20 protein-coding genes are annotated in these 17,900 nt (G+C 63.1%); 8 read left to right on the top strand and 12 right to left on the bottom strand.

The features are described 5' to 3' along the window. Positions 1–40: 40 nt before the first annotated feature. Positions 41–340 (bottom strand): hypothetical protein, encoded by a 300-nt coding sequence (locus LDN85_RS00375; RefSeq protein WP_026540944.1) that lies wholly within the window; start codon positions 338–340, stop codon positions 41–43. 188 nt (positions 341–528) lie between these two features. On the opposite strand from LDN85_RS00375, the gene LDN85_RS00370 reads away from it, so the two are divergent. Beyond that, positions 529–795 (top strand): hypothetical protein, encoded by a 267-nt coding sequence (locus LDN85_RS00370; RefSeq protein ID WP_346347055.1) that lies wholly within the window; start codon positions 529–531, stop codon positions 793–795. Between the two features lie 4 nt (positions 796–799). Here LDN85_RS00370 and LDN85_RS00365 read toward each other — a convergent pair whose 3' ends face one another. Beyond that, entirely contained in the window at positions 800–1,243 is a 444-nt protein-coding gene (locus LDN85_RS00365; RefSeq protein ID WP_223944301.1) for a YdeI/OmpD-associated family protein, read from the bottom strand. A gap of 99 nt (positions 1,244–1,342) precedes the next feature. On the opposite strand from LDN85_RS00365, the gene LDN85_RS00360 reads away from it, so the two are divergent. Beyond that, the gene (locus LDN85_RS00360; RefSeq protein WP_026540948.1) at positions 1,343–1,585 is read left to right on the top strand and encodes a DUF2630 family protein; all 243 of its coding nucleotides are present in this window, start codon (positions 1,343–1,345) and stop codon (positions 1,583–1,585) included. On the opposite strand, the gene LDN85_RS00355 is transcribed toward LDN85_RS00360, so the two are convergent. Together LDN85_RS00355 and LDN85_RS00350 are read right to left on the bottom strand one after the other, a co-directional pair. Beyond that, positions 1,586–2,728 carry a glycerate kinase gene (locus LDN85_RS00355; RefSeq protein ID WP_223944300.1) on the bottom strand — a complete coding sequence of 381 codons (1,143 nt, stop codon included), beginning with the start codon at positions 2,726–2,728 and terminating at the stop codon, positions 1,586–1,588. A gap of 61 nt (positions 2,729–2,789) precedes the next feature. Continuing rightward, a complete protein-coding gene (locus LDN85_RS00350; protein ID WP_223944299.1) occupies positions 2,790–3,752 on the bottom strand; it encodes a D-2-hydroxyacid dehydrogenase family protein in 963 nt (320 codons plus the stop codon). 74 nt (positions 3,753–3,826) lie between these two features. On the opposite strand from LDN85_RS00350, the gene LDN85_RS00345 reads away from it, so the two are divergent. After that, the gene (locus tag LDN85_RS00345; protein ID WP_223945509.1) at positions 3,827–5,665 is read left to right on the top strand and encodes a sugar-binding domain-containing protein; all 1,839 of its coding nucleotides are present in this window, start codon (positions 3,827–3,829) and stop codon (positions 5,663–5,665) included. 51 nt (positions 5,666–5,716) lie between these two features. Here the strand turns inward: LDN85_RS00345 and LDN85_RS00340 are convergent, their stop codons facing one another. Further along, a complete protein-coding gene (locus tag LDN85_RS00340; protein ID WP_091550465.1) occupies positions 5,717–6,514 on the bottom strand; it encodes a glycerophosphodiester phosphodiesterase in 798 nt (265 codons plus the stop codon). Positions 6,515–6,527: 13 nt separating this feature from the next. Continuing rightward, positions 6,528–6,800 (bottom strand): hypothetical protein, encoded by a 273-nt coding sequence (locus tag LDN85_RS00335; protein WP_026540953.1) that lies wholly within the window; start codon positions 6,798–6,800, stop codon positions 6,528–6,530. Positions 6,801–6,951: 151 nt separating this feature from the next. Between LDN85_RS00335 and LDN85_RS00330 the strand changes: the two genes are divergently transcribed. Then, on the top strand, positions 6,952–7,818 hold the full coding sequence (locus tag LDN85_RS00330) for an SDR family oxidoreductase (RefSeq protein WP_263422076.1): 867 nt from the start codon (positions 6,952–6,954) through the stop codon (positions 7,816–7,818). A gap of 56 nt (positions 7,819–7,874) precedes the next feature. Next, positions 7,875–8,735 (top strand): isoprenylcysteine carboxylmethyltransferase family protein, encoded by an 861-nt coding sequence (locus tag LDN85_RS00325; RefSeq protein WP_223944298.1) that lies wholly within the window; start codon positions 7,875–7,877, stop codon positions 8,733–8,735. A 32-nt stretch (positions 8,736–8,767) separates the two neighbouring features. On the opposite strand, the gene LDN85_RS00320 is transcribed toward LDN85_RS00325, so the two are convergent. The 4 genes from LDN85_RS00320 to LDN85_RS00305 form a co-directional block, all read right to left on the bottom strand. Continuing rightward, entirely contained in the window at positions 8,768–9,592 is an 825-nt protein-coding gene (locus tag LDN85_RS00320; RefSeq protein ID WP_223944297.1) for an isocitrate lyase/phosphoenolpyruvate mutase family protein, read from the bottom strand. A 68-nt stretch (positions 9,593–9,660) separates the two neighbouring features. Beyond that, entirely contained in the window at positions 9,661–10,470 is an 810-nt protein-coding gene (locus LDN85_RS00315) for an HAD family hydrolase (RefSeq protein ID WP_026547224.1), read from the bottom strand. 39 nt (positions 10,471–10,509) lie between these two features. After that, positions 10,510–11,754 carry a HipA domain-containing protein gene (locus tag LDN85_RS00310; protein ID WP_043432592.1) on the bottom strand — a complete coding sequence of 415 codons (1,245 nt, stop codon included), beginning with the start codon at positions 11,752–11,754 and terminating at the stop codon, positions 10,510–10,512. Continuing rightward, a complete protein-coding gene (locus tag LDN85_RS00305) occupies positions 11,741–12,082 on the bottom strand; it encodes a helix-turn-helix transcriptional regulator (protein WP_223944296.1) in 342 nt (113 codons plus the stop codon). Before LDN85_RS00305 ends, LDN85_RS00310 begins: the two co-directional genes overlap by 14 nt. A gap of 139 nt (positions 12,083–12,221) precedes the next feature. Here LDN85_RS00305 and LDN85_RS00300 point away from each other — a divergent pair, with 139 nt between their 5' ends. Further along, a complete protein-coding gene (locus LDN85_RS00300) occupies positions 12,222–13,283 on the top strand; it encodes a glutathione S-transferase family protein (RefSeq protein ID WP_026547225.1) in 1,062 nt (353 codons plus the stop codon). A 45-nt stretch (positions 13,284–13,328) separates the two neighbouring features. Here the strand turns inward: LDN85_RS00300 and LDN85_RS00295 are convergent, their stop codons facing one another. After that, a complete protein-coding gene (locus LDN85_RS00295) occupies positions 13,329–14,264 on the bottom strand; it encodes a carbohydrate kinase (protein ID WP_223944295.1) in 936 nt (311 codons plus the stop codon). A 40-nt stretch (positions 14,265–14,304) separates the two neighbouring features. Next, on the bottom strand, positions 14,305–15,126 hold the full coding sequence (locus LDN85_RS00290; protein WP_026540961.1) for an alpha/beta hydrolase: 822 nt from the start codon (positions 15,124–15,126) through the stop codon (positions 14,305–14,307). Positions 15,127–15,236: 110 nt separating this feature from the next. On the opposite strand from LDN85_RS00290, the gene LDN85_RS00285 reads away from it, so the two are divergent. Together LDN85_RS00285 and LDN85_RS00280 are read left to right on the top strand one after the other, a co-directional pair. After that, positions 15,237–16,343, top strand: a complete 1,107-nt coding sequence (locus tag LDN85_RS00285; protein WP_026540962.1) for a RelA/SpoT domain-containing protein — start codon at positions 15,237–15,239, stop codon at positions 16,341–16,343. A gap of 22 nt (positions 16,344–16,365) precedes the next feature. Continuing rightward, positions 16,366–17,862, top strand: a complete 1,497-nt coding sequence (locus tag LDN85_RS00280; protein ID WP_026540963.1) for a SulP family inorganic anion transporter — start codon at positions 16,366–16,368, stop codon at positions 17,860–17,862. Positions 17,863–17,900: the final 38 nt, after the last annotated feature.

The following is a 17,900-nucleotide window of genomic DNA, read 5'->3' as shown; positions in this document are numbered from 1 at the left end:
TTGATCCTGCGGGAGGCCCCTGATGCTGATGGAGCCAGGGTCAGTGGCTACCGGTCACTTCCTGCCAGGGAAGCCGGTGTCCGTTGCACAGCTGGCTGGGCGATTCCCCGGCCGCAGCCAGGTCTGCCTTGAGTCCCTGGCGGACCAGCTGACCGTAGGACTGCACCCTGCCGCCCTCGGGAGCGGCGGCATTGGGGGTGTCGTTCTGACCCGAATACGAGCAAATGGAATTGGCGTTATCCGGGCCGCGTTCCACTTGTCCTGCGGCGAAAGCCGGTGTGGCCGACAACGCCGTCAGCGCACCTACACAGAGGGCAGCGGAGAGAAGTTTGATTCGCATTGTGTTACCTCGATTTGTTGTGACGTGGCGTGCGCTCCCCAGCCAGCCCGACGCAGGTGGGAATAAGATAGCGCAACTCCGCCTCGAGGGTAAGAGCCTTTCGGTGGCGCCTTGGGCTGCCCCTTTTCCTACCGGGTGGCTAGGCGATCCCCGCCGCAATTTCTTCGACCGCCCGCGAGAGCGCCTTCATGCTTGCTGGACCTCCATGGCCCTCCCTTAGGGAACGCGGAATCCTGTTCAGCGGCGACGCCTTGGTCACCATGGATCCCTACACGCAACGGACCGGGCCGAGGATCGTTGCCGGGGCAGCCACTGCGGACAGCGCACTGAACCTTGCATCACTCAAGCAGTTGGCGGACACCCGGGCCGGCCTGGTGCTTCCCGGGCACGGCGAGCCTTGGACCAGGGGCATTGAAGAGGCAGTAACCATCGCCCGGGCAAACGGTCCGGCCTGAAGTGCTACTTCTTGCCGGCTTTCAAATCCGCGACCACCTTGGCAATTCGCCGCGCACGCGTTTCCTCGGTCTTGGCATCGGCGATCGGTTCAACGTAACGCCGTTGGGCACTGTAGTTGAGTGTTCCGTAGAAGGTCTTTGCCTCGGGTTCAGCGTCCAGGGCGGCAGCCAGGTCATCTGGCACCTCCACCACACGGGGCTCGGTATCCACTTCAAGGCCAACACCCACCGTGTCACCTGCGGCAACGCCGGTGAGCTCACGGTTCGCCGAGCTGACGCCCACCATGTATTTCCCGGCCATCACCGCGATGCTGCTGCGGTAGCGCTTACCGTTGATGGTCACCACCACCGGGGGTCGCTTGCCGGCACCGAGGGCATCCACCACCTCCGGGGGAACCTCGATGCCCGCCTTGTTTCCATCGCCCACGATCGTGGTTGTGAATTCCATGTCCCAAGTATGCCGCCAGGCACCGGTAGACGCACTGCACGCACAGGACTACTTTCGAGATAACCGCAATCCAACAACCCAACCGCAAGGAGACAGGTAATGGACAACCAGGATCTTTTGGAACGCATCCAGTCACTGGTCGAGGAGGAGCACCGCCTCCGCGACTCCGCAGGATCAGAACACGACGGCGACGACAACCGCGCCCGCTTGGCCCACCTTGAGGCCCAACTGGACCAATGCTGGGACCTGCTCCGCCAACGCCGCGCCAAGAAGGACGCCGGAGAGAACCCGGACGAAGCCGAGCCAAGGCCCGTCAGCGAAGTAGAGGGCTACCGGCAGTAGTTACGCCCCTTCAAGGACCTGGCTGGTAGCCCACGCGAGGTACTTCGCCGCGTTGGCCACGGCGTCCGCCACATCCGGGACGCCGTCTTTGCGCTGTGCGACGTCCAGCAATTGGGCGGCGGCAACAATGCCGTGCTTGGCCAGGTCCTCAGGTGTGACAGTAATTCGCCCCGCCACGGCGATGACGGGGATCCCGTGAACGCTGGCAGCATCGGCCAAGGCGATAGGGGCCTTCCCGGTAAGTGACTGCTCGTCCATGGAACCCTCACCGGTGATGACCAAGTCAGCCTCGCCGAGGTGCTTGGCCAAGCCCGTCAGTCCCGCGACCAGCGCGAAGCCACCTTCCAGGGCGGAGTCGGTGAAGGCAAGGAACGACGCCGGGAACCCGCCTGCCGCTCCCGCACCAGGTACGTTCACATCGCGGCCAGTTGCTTCCCGAAGGAGCGACGCCCAGTTGCGTAGACCGGCGTCGAGCTTCTCCACCGCATCCTCGTCCGCACCCTTCTGCGGACCAAAAACATGCGCCGCACCTTCGGGCCCGTAGAGCGGATTTTGAACGTCGACGGCGATCCGGAACTTCACGGCGGACAGTCGCGGATCCAGTTCGGAGGCGTCCAGGGCCACGACGTCCACCAAGGAACCTCCCCCGAGCGGCACCACGTTCCCGGCCGCATCAAGGGGTTTGAGCCCCAAAGCACGCAAGGCTCCACTGCCGGCGTCGGACATTGCCGAACCGCCCAAGCCGAGGACGATTTCGGTGGCACCTGCGTCCAGGGCTGCGGCGATCAGCTGGCCGCAGCCGTAGCTGTGGGCGCGGAGCGAATTCTCCGGAGTGGGTTCCATGTGCGCAAGGCCGGAAGCCATGGCGGTCTCAATGACAACACTGGCCCCGCCGAAGGCGTCTTTCCGGATGGCCCATGATGCTCCCACCGGCTTCAGGATCGGGCCGACAACAGCGTTGTTCCGCTCCTCATATCCGGCGGCGATGGCCGCATCCAGGGTGCCTTCACCGCCGTCGGCCACCGGGAACTGGGTGGTCACGGCGTCAGGGTAAACACGGAGGGCGCCTTCGGCCATGGCTGACGCGGCTTCGGCGGCGGTCAGTGATCCCTTGAACTTGTCCGGGGCGATGAGGATACGCATGGGTCCATCTTGCCAGCTTTGCTCGGAAAGCGCTTGCCCACGCGTAATGTGGGCGCCGGAACTACCCGTTGATCACCCGGACCGGGGCCCCGTCCAGCCACCCCTTCACATCTTCAAAAGCCCCGCCATAGAACTGGCGGTAACTCTCATGCGTCACGTAACCGATATGCGGCGAGAGGACCGTCCGCGAGGAATGAAGCAACGCATGGCCTCCCGGAAGGGGTTCATCGTCGAACACATCCAGCGCAGCTCCGCGGATCCACCCCTCTTCCAGCGCCTGGATCAGCGCAGCCTCATCCACCAAAGGACCACGCGCAGTATTGACCAGTACGCCTTCGGGTCCGAGCAAGCGCAGTTCCTTGGCCCCCACGATTCCCTCTGTCCGCTCGGACAACCGGAGGTGGAGCGTCACGACGTCGGACTCACGGAACAGTTCCTCTTTGCTGACCTTCCGGGCACCGGCTGCCTCTGCGGCGTCGGCCGTGAGGTTTTGGCTCCACGCGAGGACGTCCATACCGAACGCCTTGGCATAACCAGCCATCCGCGTGCCGATCTTGCCCAGGCCCACGATTCCCAGCGTCTTGCCTTCAAGCTCAAAGCCGACGCCGGTCTGCCAGCCCCCGGCGCGCAGCGAGTTCTCCTCCACCGTCAGGTTCCGGGCAAAGGCCATCAGCAAAGCCCACGTCAGTTCGGGCGCAGCGGCCGGCGATCCACTTGTCCCGCACACCACGATTCCCCGCTCTGCCGCTGCCTCCAGGTCAATGGCTGCATTCGCCATGCCAGTAGTGACCAGCAGCTTCAGGTTGGGCAGGGCCTCAAGGACATCCTGCGGGAAGCGGGTTCGCTCGCGCATCGCCACAATGATGTCGAACGGCGCCAAGGCGGCCACGGCCTGCTCTGCCGAGACGAAAGGTGCGCTGAACACGCTCACCTTTACGCCGTCGTCGAGCAGTGAGTCCCACGGGGCATAATCGCCGGAGACCTGCTGGTAATCGTCCAGGATGGCTAAACGGAATCGGGTCACGTCCCTTATCCTCGCGCGGCGGCCGGTGGTACTCAACCCCATCTCGCGTTAGGTTTTTGAGTGTGAGCCAAAATGTGACGTCCACCATGCCCAAGCCCGAGCACCCCCGCCCACAATTGGTCCGTGAAAACTGGCTGAACCTGAACGGCACCTGGAGTTTCGAGATCGACGCCGGTGACTCCGGTTTGGAGCGCGGCCTCACCACCCGCGAACTCAACAGCGAGATCCTGGTTCCGTTCGCACCTGAATCCGCCCTTTCGGGGATCGAGCACGTCGATTTCATGGAAGCCGTCTGGTACCGACGGACAGTGAGCATTCCGCAGGAGTGGACCGGGCAGAACGTACTGCTGCACTTTGGGGCCGTAGACCACGACGCCACCGTGTGGGTGAACGGGGTTGAAGTTGCCCGGCACCGCGGCGGTTTTACGCCGTTCACCGCGGACCTCGGAGGCGTGGCCGAGCCCGGTACGGAAGCGGTAATTGTGGTGCGGGCCAGGGATTCCCGGCACGAAATGCAGGCCCGCGGAAAGCAGGCCACGTGGTACAACAACACCCACTGCCAGTACACCCGCACCACCGGGATTTGGCAGACGGTATGGATGGAGGCCGTGCCCGAGGTGCACATCAAACGCCTCCGGATTACGCCCAACCTTGCAGATTCCAGCATCACCGTGGAAGTGCCCGTCAGCCGGAATCGAAGCGCACATACCGTTACGGCCGTCCTCAGCGACAAGGGCGATGTACGTGTTGAGGCCAAGGCAAAAGCGGACCTGGATCTCACGCCATCTCTCCGCCTGACCATCCCCGAAGAATCCCTGCGCCCCTGGTCCATCGAAGACCCGTTCCTCTACGACCTCGAGGTCAGCGTGCGGGACTCCTCCGGCACTGTGGTTGACCAAGTCAGCAGCTACGCGGCGGTCCGTTCGGTTGCCCTGGACGGCAAGGTTGTCCGCATCAACGGCAAGGCTGTCTTCCAGCGACTGATCCTGGACCAGGGCTACTGGCCCGAATCGCTCATGACCTCGCCGGACGACGCTGCGTTGGTCAAGGACATCGAGTTGTCCATGGCTGCAGGCTTCAACGGCGCCCGGCTGCACCAGAAAGTCTTCGAGGAGCGCTTCCTCTATCACGCTGACCGGCTCGGCTACCTGGTGTGGGGCGAGTTTGGAGACTGGGGAGTTTCCGGCGGAGGAACCGTGGGGCACAACCAAAAGCCCACAGCCAGTTTCGTGGCTCAATGGTTGGAAGTCCTGAAGCGCGATTTCAACCATCCCTCCATCATTGGCTGGTGCCCGCTCAACGAGACCCACCAAGTGATGCATGATCGCCCCACCGTGCTGGATGACGTCACCGAAGCCATGTTCCTGGCCACCAAGCTCGCCGATCCCACGCGCCCGGTCGTCGACGCCTCCGGCTACTCGCACCGCATCCGGGAAACCGACATCTACGATTCCCACTCCTATGAGCAGGACCCGGACCGCTTCCGCCTGGAACAGCAGGGCCTCGCTGACGGCAAGCCGTACATCAACCGGACGGCGGACGGCCAGGAGTATTCAGTGCCCTACGCCGGCCAACCGTACTTCGTCTCGGAATTCGGCGGAATCTGGTGGAACGAAGTTGAGGCACGGCAGGCTGTGGACGGAAGCGACGTCTCCTCTTCATGGGGATACGGCCAGCGGGTCAGCAGCGAAGAAGAGTTCTACACCCGCTTTGACGGGCTCTGCTCTGTGCTGCTGGAAAACCCGGACATGTTCGGTTATTGCTACACCCAACTGACGGACGTTTTCCAGGAGAAGAACGGCATCTTCACCTTCGATCGCAGCAATAAGTTCGATCTGGAGAGAATCCGTGCCAGTCAAGTCCGGCCAGCCGCTATCGAAACCCGGAACCAGCCCCGCCGAGGTGGCATTTAACGGCAATGTGGGCGCCTGGGATTGTCATCAAATGCCAACTCGGCGGGGGTCCTAGACCCACTGGCCGCGGCGTACCAGGACTTCCTTGAGCAGGTCCAACCGGTCCGACACCAGCCCGTCAACGCCCAGGTCCAGCAGCCGTTCCATTTCCCCCGGCTCGTTGATGGTCCACACATGCACCTGCCGTCCCAGCCGGTGGGCACGACGGATAAGTCCCGGCGTCACCACGGGCAAGCGGCCGTACCGGACGGGAACCTGGAAGACGTCGACGCCGGAGAGCAGCTTGCGTGCCACAGCGGCAGGAAGTACTGGGCCCAGAAGGACGAAGAGCGCGGTCAAGGAGCTGCCAGCCGAGGACGCTGCACGCCGCGAAAGCCTGGACAGGACGGCCCGCCGTCGCCTGTCCGAGAAACTGGTGACCAAAACCCTGTCGTGGATGCCGTGCTTCTCGATTGCCGTAGCCATCGGGCCCACGGAGTTCCAATCCTTAACGTCCAGGTTCAGCCGGGCACCCGGCAAGGAAGTGACAAGCTCCTCAAAAGTTGGCACCGGCTCCACCCCGCCAATCCGGGCAGCCGCGACCTGGGCGGCCGTGAGCTCGGAAATCCTGCCCACGGAATCCGTCACCCGGTCCAGGGAAGAGTCATGGAATACCAGCAATACCCCGTCCGCGGTGGTGTGGACATCCGTCTCCAGGTGCACCGTCCCAAGGTCCACAGCGGCACGGAAGGCGGACATGGAATTCTCCAGGCCATTCAAGGAGAAACCCCGGTGGGCGAAAGCCAAAGGGCCCACCGAACCGTCCTTGCGAAGGAAATAGGGCAGCGTCACTCCCGTAGCGTAGCCCATTGCCAAGGTGCGGCTAGGACTCCTGCGGAACCGCCGCCGTCGTCGGTTGTGGAACGATCGCAACGCCGTCGCTGACGTGGACCAGCGTGCGGCCGCGGCCGCCGTCGAGCTCCACCCACACTGCAGTGGCATCACCGGTGACGGCATCCACCACCCCGGACGATTCGTAGCCGGGCATCAAGGTGATGTTGACGCGGTCACCCTGGCGCAGCGAACGCCAATGGTGGTCCGGTTCGATCCGTCGCAAAGGCGCGGTATTGATGCTGCTGATCCGACGCTTGGCCATGATTTCCCCTACACATTTCAACGAGACGATTTAACCGTGCAAATTTCACCGTGCAAACGAGTTCTTGGCTGGAAGCCTACGGAGCCAAGTTGAACGCCGGTTGTATGGAAGCTGGGAACTGGGTGACACTGCGTGCTGGCAAACTGGGGGAATGACTGTGTTGATTGCCGGCTGCGGCGACCTTGGAACCGAAGTTGGACTGCGTTTCGCCGCTGCGGGACATGACGTGGTGGGCCTGCGCCGCTCCCCCGAAAAGCTGCCTGCCGGGATCCACGGCATGTTCGCCGACATCTCTGCCTCCGTGCCGGAACTGCCCGGGGACGTGGACATTGTTGTGGTGGCTGTTGCAGCGGATTCCTCCACGGAAGAGGCGTACCGCGCGGCGTACTTGAACGGGGTTAAGAACGTCCTGGATGCACTGGAGCGGCAAGCGATCGAGCCACGACGGATCCTGTTCGTCTCCTCCACGGCTGTGTACAAGGACTCAGGTGGGGCTGTTGTGGACGAGTCGACGCCCACTGAGCCCACACGGTTCAGCGGCAAGGTCCTGGTGGAAGCGGAAGAGCTGCTGTTCAGCCGGACGCGCGGAACCAGCAGCGAGTCCATCTCCCTGCGGCTGGGTGGAATTTATGGGCCGGGTCGAACCCGGCTAATCGACCAGGTCCGCAGCGGCAAAGCCGTGATCCCCGCCCAACCGCGGCACACCAACCGCGTCCACAGGGACGACGCCGCGGCAATGATCGTGCACCTCACCACCATGGAGGCCGCTCCGGAATCCGTCTATGTTGGCGTCGATGACCTGGCAGCCGAAATGGGGGACGTCATGCGGTTCCTGGCCGCTGAACTTCACTGCCCGGAACCCCCGACGGCGGCACCCGGCGACGCGTCCGACGCCGGCCCCGGCGACAAACGCTGTTCCAACGAACGCCTGCGGGCCACCGGCTTCCAACCCACCTTCCCCACCTACAAAGAGGGCTACCGGGCTTTGCTGGCCGGTGAGGGTGTGCGGCACCCGTGACCGTGGGGGCGCAGGGGGCTCGGGCGGCTCAACTATGGGGGCGGGTTTACTTCGCTGTGCAGGCCGGGGCTGGACTGGCGTGGTGGATTGCCGTTTTCCTGTCGCCGGCGGTGCGCGGGGCTACGCTCGGCAGCCTGGACCCCGTACTTGTGGCGGCCTTTGACGTTCCACTGTTCGTCATCGGCTCCGGTGTGGCGGCCTTCGGCGTCAGGGCTGCAGCCGCCGTGGCCACCGGCTGGACGGTCCTCGTTGCGATCGCCTTGGCCGCCTACGGCACCATCACTACTGAAGCAGGGTGGGGCGTCCTGATCATGCTTGCCGCCGCCGCCTGTTCAGTTATCGCCTTGTTCTTTCTGGTGCGGGGCCGGGTGCCGACGGGACTGATCGTGCAGGGACCGTTCGCGTTCCGGCCGGCATCCACCCACCGCGGCACGGCAGCCAACGTGGCGGCAACCATGGGTCAGTTGGTTCTCTTCTGGGGATTCTTCCTGGTGGTAGTGCCGTCATTGCTTTCGTGGCTCGAGCAGCGCTGGCAGGTTGCCGTGACGTTCCCCTCCGCGGCGGCGCCTACAGGGCTGGCCTTGCTGGTGCTGGCCAGTTTCCTGGGCATTGCTTCGGCGGTGACCATGTCCTCCACGGGAGGCGGCACCCCGCTGCCCTCCTCCATGCCCAACCGACTGGTGATCGCCGGGCCATACAAGTGGGTCCGGAACCCGATGGCCGTGGCCGGCATTTCCCAAGGAGCAGCCGTGGGCATGATGCTGGGCTCGTGGTTGGTGGTTGCCTACGCGGTGCTCGGCTCGCTGCTGTGGAATTACGCTGTAAGGCCGCACGAAGAAGCGGACTTGGAGCATCGGTTCGGCGCCGAGTTCCAGCGATACCGTGAGTCAGTACGCTGCTGGGTTCCCCGCTGGTGAATGGACTGCCCTTGCAGTGATGGGGAGGCCCCTCAGTTCTTCGTCGACGAGTCCATCAAGCCATTGAGGAAGCCGTAATCCAAGGCTTCCGCCACCGTGGTGTACGTGCCCGTAGTGTTCAGCTCTTCAGTTGCCCGTTGCGCCACAGCGTAAGCGGCTTGGGCGATGCTGGATCCCAGGCTGACCCGGCCCACGCCCAGCTTTCCAAGCTCACCAACGCTGAGCGATCCCGCCCCCACCATGACATTGACGGGGACGGAAATCCCGGCTGTCAGGGCGGCGATGGTCCCTGCCTCTGATGCTCCTGGGACGAAGATGCCGTCGGCACCTGCCTCAATGTACTTTTCTGCCCGGGCCAGGACTTCCTCGATCTGCTCCTCAACAGTGCCGGCACCGGCCAGGAAGACATCTGTGCGTGCATTGATGAACAGGTCGCGGCCTGCGCTCCGTGCGGCATCCCGCGCTGCCGAAATCCTGGCGCAGAATTCCTCCGGGCGCCTGGAGCCGTCCTCCATGTTGATTCCCACCGCACCGGCTTCAAGAATCCCGGCGACTGTCGTAGCGATTCCCTCGAGCGTTTCGGAGAATCCGCCCTCGATGTCCGCAGTGACGGGTACGTTGACGGCCTCCACGATGCCGGCAACTACGGCCACGGCGCGCTCCCGGTCCAGCCGGTCGCCGTCGGGCAGGCCCAACGACCAAGCGACGCCCGCACTGGTAGTGGCAACAGCGGTCGCACCGGCTGCCGCAGTAACGACGGCGCTGGCCACGTCCCAGGCGTTGCTCAACGCCAAGGGCTTTTGGCTCGTGTGAAGGGATCGGAAGTGGGCGGCCGTTTGGTGATGTTCGAAGTTCATGAGTTCATTCGATCAGCCGGTGTGGAATCTGGCTGGCGGAAATCGGACATTACCAGTGCAGCGCCTGACTAGACCCGCTGCTCCGTCAGCATTGCCTCGAGAACCTGGGCCACGCCGTCGTCGTCGAAATGCGGCGCCTGCTGCCCGGCGGCGAGGATGGCCTCAGGGTGCCCGCTGGCCATCGCGTAACCGTGACCGGCCCAGCGCAGCATCTCGATGTCGTTCGGCATGTCACCGAACGCCACAACATCAGCGGCTTCGATCCCCAAGGACTCAGCGTATTTCGCCAGGGTGACGGCCTTGTTGATGCCCGGAACGGACATCTCCAGCATCGCCGTCTGCGGCGCCGAGTGCGTTGTGCTCACCAGATGCTCCACCGCCGGCTGGACCTCGGCCAGGAACTCGTCCGGAGTACCCTTGCGGGTTATTGCCAGGAATTTCACGACGGCGTCATCCGCCGTGAGCGTCTCGGCAAGCGGTGCGGGGGTGAACTCGGCCAGAAGCTCGCTGGTTTCGTTCTCGATGAAGCCCGGCTCCAGCTGGAAACCCGTGAGGGTCTCAACAGCGAAGAGTGCATCGGGCCGGATGGATTTGATGATGCGGCGCGCTTCAAAAACGGACCCGGCATCAAGGACAGACGAGGACAGTGCCTTCTCAGATTCGAGATCCCACACCACGGCGCCATTAGAACAGATCACGATCCCGCTGTGACCCAACTGCTCCTGCAACGGGTACAACCAGCGCGGCGGGCGACCCGTGACGAAGACGAGTTCCACCCCTGCGTCGCGGCACGCCTGGAATGCCTTGATGGTGCGGTCACTGATTTTGCCGTCGTGACCGAGGATGGTGCCGTCAATATCGCTTGCTACGAGCCGCATCATGCCAGTCTACGTGGGTAGCCCGTGCGTCCTTCACCGCTACAGCTGGTCAGGTTCATAGTCGAAAAACGCCGCTCTCGGGAGCACCTGCTTTTCCCAGAGCCTCTGTTTGTCTGCCCTACCCAGCCGTGCAATATCGGCAGCAGCGTCCCAATTGTCACGGATACTCGACACGAGATTGTCAATAATCTCCCGGCCTTGTGCTGCGCTGAGCCCGTATGTCTCGGACTCGCCCACCAAAGCTGCGAAGTTGGAGACCTTCGCGCCGCGATCACCGCGTCCGTAACGCATCGCCTGTTCGAAAGTATCGCCGGACCTCTGCCCTGGGGCCAGATCGTAAGCCGGTGTCAGTTCCAAATGTTTCCCGTCCCAGAACGCCGCGTGATTTCGCGCGTGATCGTCGTTGTTGCTAATGGCAATATTCATCGCGATGCGTTGAAACAGCTCTGGTCCTGGCTTGGTGGCATCCTTGGCGTACTCGCGGAGCACATCAAGGATCTGGGGGTATGACACGTACCGTGCGTACATCTCGTCCGTCTGGGCCATGGTCAGGCCCGACACTGCGTGGCGTCTCCCACCCGCCCCGTCACGGTCGAATCGCTGGACAAGAAGGACTTCCCGTCCGAGAGACAGCACAACCTTGCTATCGGCCACGTTCAAACCGGCGCGCCGGGCTAGTTCAAGCATCGCCCCCTCAGCGTTTACCACCGAAAAAACGCGGTCGTCGGACGAGGAGAACTTTGCGAGCCACTCGCTCCCGTCATCCTCAGTGAGCGTCGCCTTGGGACGCGCACCTCCGAGGCTGGTGCCATGAATCATGGCTGCCTCAAGACTTGCCGAAAGCTCGCCGCCTTCATCGAGGATGGTGGCGGCCCTGTGCAACTCGTCCAAGGTTGCCGAGTCATCCCTGGCCACGTACTCATCCCGATCAACTTGGAAGTCCAAAGCGCCGAAGCGGTTCGAACCCGAACTCAGCATGTAGTCGATCTCGCTAAGGGAGTTTGGGGCAACATTCCGCCTCCTCTCAATGACACCGCGACCCCACCTATCGGGGCTGCCATCCCTGAGAACGCCAGCGATGCTCAGTCCGTCTGAAGGCTCCTGCACTCCTGGCCGAAGGGGAAGCTCAGGGGCGAACAGGCTGATAGCGTCCGGGCGGGATCTGTAATTCAGGCCGTAGATGAACGTGACGAGCGGCCCGGATTGCTCCACCCTCCCGGCTACCACAGGCTCGGTTCCGCCCGGCAGCCAAATCCAAACGTAGAGCTCGTCAGAAATCGTCATCGACACTCCTGCTCTTCGGTCGGCGCACACGGCTGGGTAGGAGAGCCAGCATCTCCTCCCCACGCTGACGACGAATCGCCAGCTCTGCACGGTCTTCAATACCGAAGATGGGAACGCCTACGAGGTCCGCGAGTTCCATCATGGTGCCTACGGCCGCACCGCGGCTGCCGGCCTCAGCTGCGAGTACCGTCTGCTCCGAGACATTCGCACGAGCCGCCAGTTCCTTTGCGGTCCATTTTCGTTCTGTTCGTCCTTGGCGGATGAGTTGCCCCCACACGGTTAGGGCGTCCTGAACATGAGGACGAAGGGGGACGCTACGCTTCGCCATAACCAGCCTTCTTAAAACATCGCTTATAGCCCTTTAGGGATGTTTTATTATAGCGGTACCGCCGGCTTCAAGACGATGCTTGTCTGGAACGGAGGGAGTTGTCTGGAGAATGTCCAGATCCGGGGCATAGTGTGAAGTCATGAGTGAGAAGACCAGCGAAGTCGAAGAACACAGCACCCGCGGGGCGTACGTCACCGGCAGTGAGTTCACCCGGGACACCAATTACATCGAGGACAGGATCACCCGCGACGGTGCCGCCGGACCCAACGGCGAGCCTGGCTGGCCTGTTGAGCCGGGGCGGTACCGATTGATCGCAGCAAGGGCGTGCCCGTGGGCCAACCGCGCTGTCATTGTGCGCAGGCTGCTGGGCCTTGAGGACGTCATCAGCCTCGGCCAGCCCGGCCCCACCCACGACGCACGCTCCTGGACTTTTGACCTGGACCCCGACGGCAAAGATCCCGTGCTCGGCATAGAACGCCTCCAGGAAGCATTCTTCCGCCGTTTCCCGGACTACCCGCGGGGCATCACGGTTCCGGCGCTTGTGGACATCCCGAGTGGCCAGGTGGTGACCAATAACTTCCCGCAGATCACCCTCGATTTCTCCTCGGAATGGACAGAATTCCACCGTCCGGGCGCACCGCAGCTGTACCCGGAGCACTTGCGCGAGGAAATCGACACGGTCAACAAACGCGTCTTTACCGAGGTCAACAACGGCGTCTACAGGTGCGGATTCGCCGGATCCCAGGAAGCGTACGACGCCGCCTATACCCGGCTCTGGAACGCTTTGGACTGGCTCGAGGAGCGGCTGGCGGGGCAGAGGTACCTGGTGGGCGATTCCATTACCGAGGCCGATGTCCGGCTCTTCACCACGTTGGCGCGCTTCGACGCCGTCTATCACGGCCATTTCAAGTGCAACCGGAACAAGCTCAGCGAGATGCCGGCGCTTTGGGCCTACGCCCGGGACCTGTTTCAGACGCCGGGGTTCGGGGACACCATCGACTTCGTGCAGATCAAGCAGCACTACTACATAGTTCACGAGGACATTAATCCCACGCAGATCGTCCCCGCCGGACCCGATCTATCCGGCTGGCTCACCCCGCACGGACGCGAAGCCCTGGGCGGGAGCCCGTTCGGCGAGGGAACTCCGCCGGGACCGGTGAAGGCCGGGGAGGAAGTAGCTGCGGGGCACGGAGCGGGCTAAGCTTCCTGGGCTCATGCCCGCTCGGCCGCCGCGTTTATGCCTCGTCTATGCCACACCGTGGTTAAGCTCGGCGCGCGTGGGCGGGTTTGCGCCTGCCCGTGACACCGTAACTGCAGCGGCCCGCGTGGCCTGATCCATGATGGCTTCCAAGGTTTCTGCAGGCATCGCCCGGAGCTCTGCGCGGTTCTGCGCGCCATCCAGCCCGTGGTCCACAATCGCGGACAACAGGCCGGCCATGAATGAGTCCCCCGCACCCACGGTGTCCACCACGTTCACGGACGGGGCGGCAACCTGCGCCTCCCCTGCCCTGGTCACACCCCAGGGACCCTGCGAACCCCGCGTGACCACTACCAAAGCCGGGCCTTCCGAGCCGCCCAACGTCAGCCAGCGGCGTGCGGATTCCACCGGGTCAACACCGGGGTAGAGCCATTCAAGGTCCTCATCCGAGGCCTTCACGACGTCGGACAGCACCACGAAGCGCTCGGCCTGGGTCCGTGCGTATTCAACGTCCGTAATGATGCTCGGACGGCAGTTGGGATCGAAGCTGATGGTGCTGTTCGGGTGGGCATACTCGACGGCGGCAAGCACCTCCGCTGCGCCAGGCTCCAAAGCGGTGGCGATCGAACCTGTATGCAGCAAAGTGGCACCCTGGAGCATCAGCGGCAACCGCGCGGCGAGTCCGGGCAATTCCCAGGCGAGGTCGAAAACGTAGGTGGCGGCGCCGTCGTCGTCGATCTGCGCTGTGGCCACGCTGGTGGGCTTTCCGTCGGGCGGAAGCGGCACCATGACCGAACTCGAGCGCAAATGCGCAGCAATGGAATCCCCGTAGGCGTCCTTGCCGTAGCGGCCGATGAACTGCACAGGGTGGTCCAGGCGCGCCAAGCCGACAGCCACGTTCAGCGGACTGCCGCCAACGTGCGCCTCAATCCCGGACGGACGTTGCACCACATCAACAAGGGCCTCACCAATGACTGTCAGCATGGGACAACTCTGCCAGAGGTCGGCAGCGCCCGACCAACAATTACGAGAGCAGCCGTTGCACCAATTCGCGGCACTTCTTATATGCCACGGCTTTTGGGTCAATCAGGTCGAAGTGGTCGCCGGGTACGCGAAGCAACTGGGCTGCGCTTCCAGCAGCCGTAGCCGCAGCAACATATGCCTCGGACTGGCTGGCGGGAACGTCCTCGTCATCCGTGGCGTGAACGGCATATACGGGGACATCCAGCGGCAGCGAACTCATGGGATCCGCATACTTATGCCGTTTGGGGTATCTGGCGGAATCGCCGCCCATCAGGTTGCATACGGCGCCGTTGCTGAGGTTCAGCTTCTCCGCGGCGGCGAGGTTCAGGAGGCCGGACTGACTGACGACGCCGGTCAGGTGCACGGCGTTGTCCTCCGGGCTGCGCTGGAGCTGGCGATCGGCGTCGGGCGTTCCGATGTCCGAGAGCCGCTGCCGGCCAGCAGCCCAAACAGCCAAATGGCCGCCGGCAGAGTGACCCAGGGCCACCACTTTGCCGAGCTGGAGGTTGTGGTCGCCGGCAATGGTGGACAGGTGGTCGATGCCGGCCAGGATGTCCTCGAAAGTATGGGGCCAACCACCACCGTTACCGGCCCGCCGATATTCGAGGTTCCAAGCAGTGATGCCGTGCGCTGCCAGATCCCGCGCGAGGGGCTCGCCGAGCTCAGCGCCGTACTGTGAGCGCCAATAACCGCCATGGATCACAACAGCGATTCCACCGGCAACCGCAGACGCGCCACGATGGTTTCCGTTGGACGGTTCAGGTATGAAGAGTTCGCCCCATTGGCTGGGGTGTTCGCCGTAGCTGTACTTGTGCCGCAACATTGCGCCCTCCTTTGTACTGAGCCTATCGTGACGATTCACTGGTTTGGCTAGAGGCACCCCGACGGCGAGTGGCTCGGTTCAGTGTCGGACCCGCACCGTAAGCTGGGGGCATGGCAAGCAATTGGGACAGCCTGGACCAGGAACAGCGCGACGCGGTAGAGGCGAACGTGGCGCTCTATGAGCGTGTCCGCCCAGCTTTGAAGCGGGTTACGCGTGATGTCCTGCTGACCTTGAGGGACATGCTGAACGACGCCGAGGTCACGCCTTTGTTCGTCACGGGTCGGACCAAGACGGTGGAGTCATTCCGGGAAAAGATTTCCCGGACGGACGATCCCCTGGAGCCGGGCGGGCCACGGTTGCTGAAGTTCCCGGATCCTTTCCGCACCTTGAACGACATGGTGGGCATCCGCGTGATCACCAAGTTGCCGGCCGAAAACGCTGCCGTTGCCAACATCATCAAGCGCCAGCGGCAACTTTTTGATTGCCGTGGAGACCGGGAGAAGGACATCGGTTCAATCGAGTCCGGAACCTATGGTTATTCCAGCCGCCACCTCATTCTGCGCACCATCCAGAACGAGGCCGTCAAGGAGTACCAGCACGTCTTCAACCCGGAAATGCCCGCCAACGGCAGCTACTTCTTCGAATGCCAGATCCGCACCGTCTTTGCGCACGCGTGGAGCGAGATCGAGCACGACATCCGTTTCAAGGCCGAAGACCCGCGCGCCTGGACCCCGCATTTCGACCGCCAGTTCACGGCCACGGCGGCCATGCTGGAAACGGTGGAGAGCGCCTTCGCCGATCTTCACGAGCGGTACGAGGAAGTCCGCGGCTACTGGGACCTTGAGGGTGAGGGCGGCTCACCGCTGACGCCCAACAGGGTCCGTGACGTCTGGCGTACGCTCCTTCCTCACGTTGACCGTAAAGTTGATGATGACTGGGGATGGGCTGCCGAACTGCTTGCCGCCCACGGACTGACCAAGACCGTGGAGCTCGCCGGACTGCTCAGCGCCAACCGGATCACCGAGGTCCGCAAGGCCCTGGACCATCGCTATTCCCCAGGCCCGGACCGCCTTTTGGATGACCTCCTGCTGTGGCAGTACGGAACCGGACACATCGATCTCACCGCTGAGGCGCCCGACGTCGTCCCGCACCCGCGGCGCGACAGCCTCCAGCGGCGCCTTAAGCAGATTGAGCGCTACCGCCAGACTGCGCTCTAGGACAACTGCACTGTAAGGACCCATGACTCCCGAGCAACTCATGTCACTGCGGGCGACGTTCCGCTCGCCCCGCCGCCTCCTGACTGAATCCCTCGCGGGGCTCGTTGTGGCCCTGGCTTTGATCCCCGAAGCCATTGCGTTCTCCGTGATTGCCGGGGTGGATCCGCGTATTGGCCTCTTCGCATCATTCACCATGGGCGTGGTCACGGCCTTGGTTGGCGGCCGTCCCGCCATGATTTCCGCGGCCACCGGTGCCGTGGCCTTGGTGATCGCCCCGGTGATGAAGGAACACGGGCTCGACTACTTGATTGCCACGATCATCCTGGCTGGCGTTTTCCAGATCATCCTGGCGGTCCTGGGTGTCACGAAACTGATGCGCTTCATCCCCCGATCCGTGATGATCGGGTTCGTCAACGCCCTGGCAATCCTGGTGTTCATGTCCCAGATGCCCGAGCTCTTCAACGTGCCGTGGATGGTCTATCCCATTGTCATCGTGGGCCTGGTGATCGTGTTCGGACTGCCCCGCATCACTACCGCCATTCCTGCGCCGCTGGTGGCGATCGTGGCCATCACGCTGGTGACCGTACTGGGTGGCATCGACGTTCCCACCGTCAGCGACAAAGGCGAACTCCCGGACAGCCTGCCCGGGTTCTTCCTTCCCAACGTGCCCCTTAACCTGGAAACCTTCCAGATCATTGCTCCCTTCGCGCTGTCCATGGCACTGGTGGGCTTGCTGGAATCGCTGATGACGGCCAAGTTGGTGGACGACATCACGGATACGCGTTCCAACAAGACACGGGTGTCCTGGGGCCAAGGTGCCGCGAACATCGTCACCGGTTTCCTTGGTGGCCTGGGCGGGTGTGCAGTGATCGGCCAGACCATGATCAACGTCAAGGGCTCAGGGGCTCGAAGCCGCCTCTCGACCTTCCTGGCCGGCGTGTTCCTGCTGGTGCTGGTGGTTGTCCTAGGCGATGTTGTGGGCATGATTCCCATGGCGGCCCTGGTGGCGGTGATGATCTTCGTTTCGCTGATTACCTTCGATTGGCACTCCATCCTGCCCTCCACGCTCAAGCGACTGCCGAAGTCTGAAACCGCCGTCATGCTCATCACCGTCGCTGCGGTGGTGGCGACGCACAACCTGGCGGTGGGTGTCGGCGTCGGCGTCCTGACCGCCATGGTGCTGTTCGCGAGGCGGGTAGCCCACTTCGCCACGGTGGAGCGGACCGAACTGGAGCTCAACGGCGAGCATGTTGCAACGTACACCGTGGACGGCGAACTCTTCTTTGCCTCGTCCAACGATCTGTACACGCAGTTCGACTATGCGAAAGATTCCTCAGAAGGCATAGATCGGGTGATCATCGATCTCCATGGTTCACACATCTGGGATGCCTCCACGGTGGCGGTGCTGGATTCAGTGACCGAGAAGTACCGGAATCATGGGCGGGAAGTGGAGTTCATCGGGCTCAACGAGGCCAGTATTCGGATGCGCGAGCGCCTCGCGGGGAAGCTCAACTCCTGACCCCAACCAAGTGACATATACGCTCCGACGAATGTCAC

Origin of the sequence: Arthrobacter sp. StoSoilB20 (assembly GCF_019977295.1) — a bacterium.
Lineage (GTDB): Bacteria > Actinomycetota > Actinomycetes > Actinomycetales > Micrococcaceae > Arthrobacter > Arthrobacter nicotinovorans_A.
The sequence above is the reverse complement of the archived record's forward strand: the minus strand, read 5'-3'. Positions and strand labels throughout refer to the sequence as shown.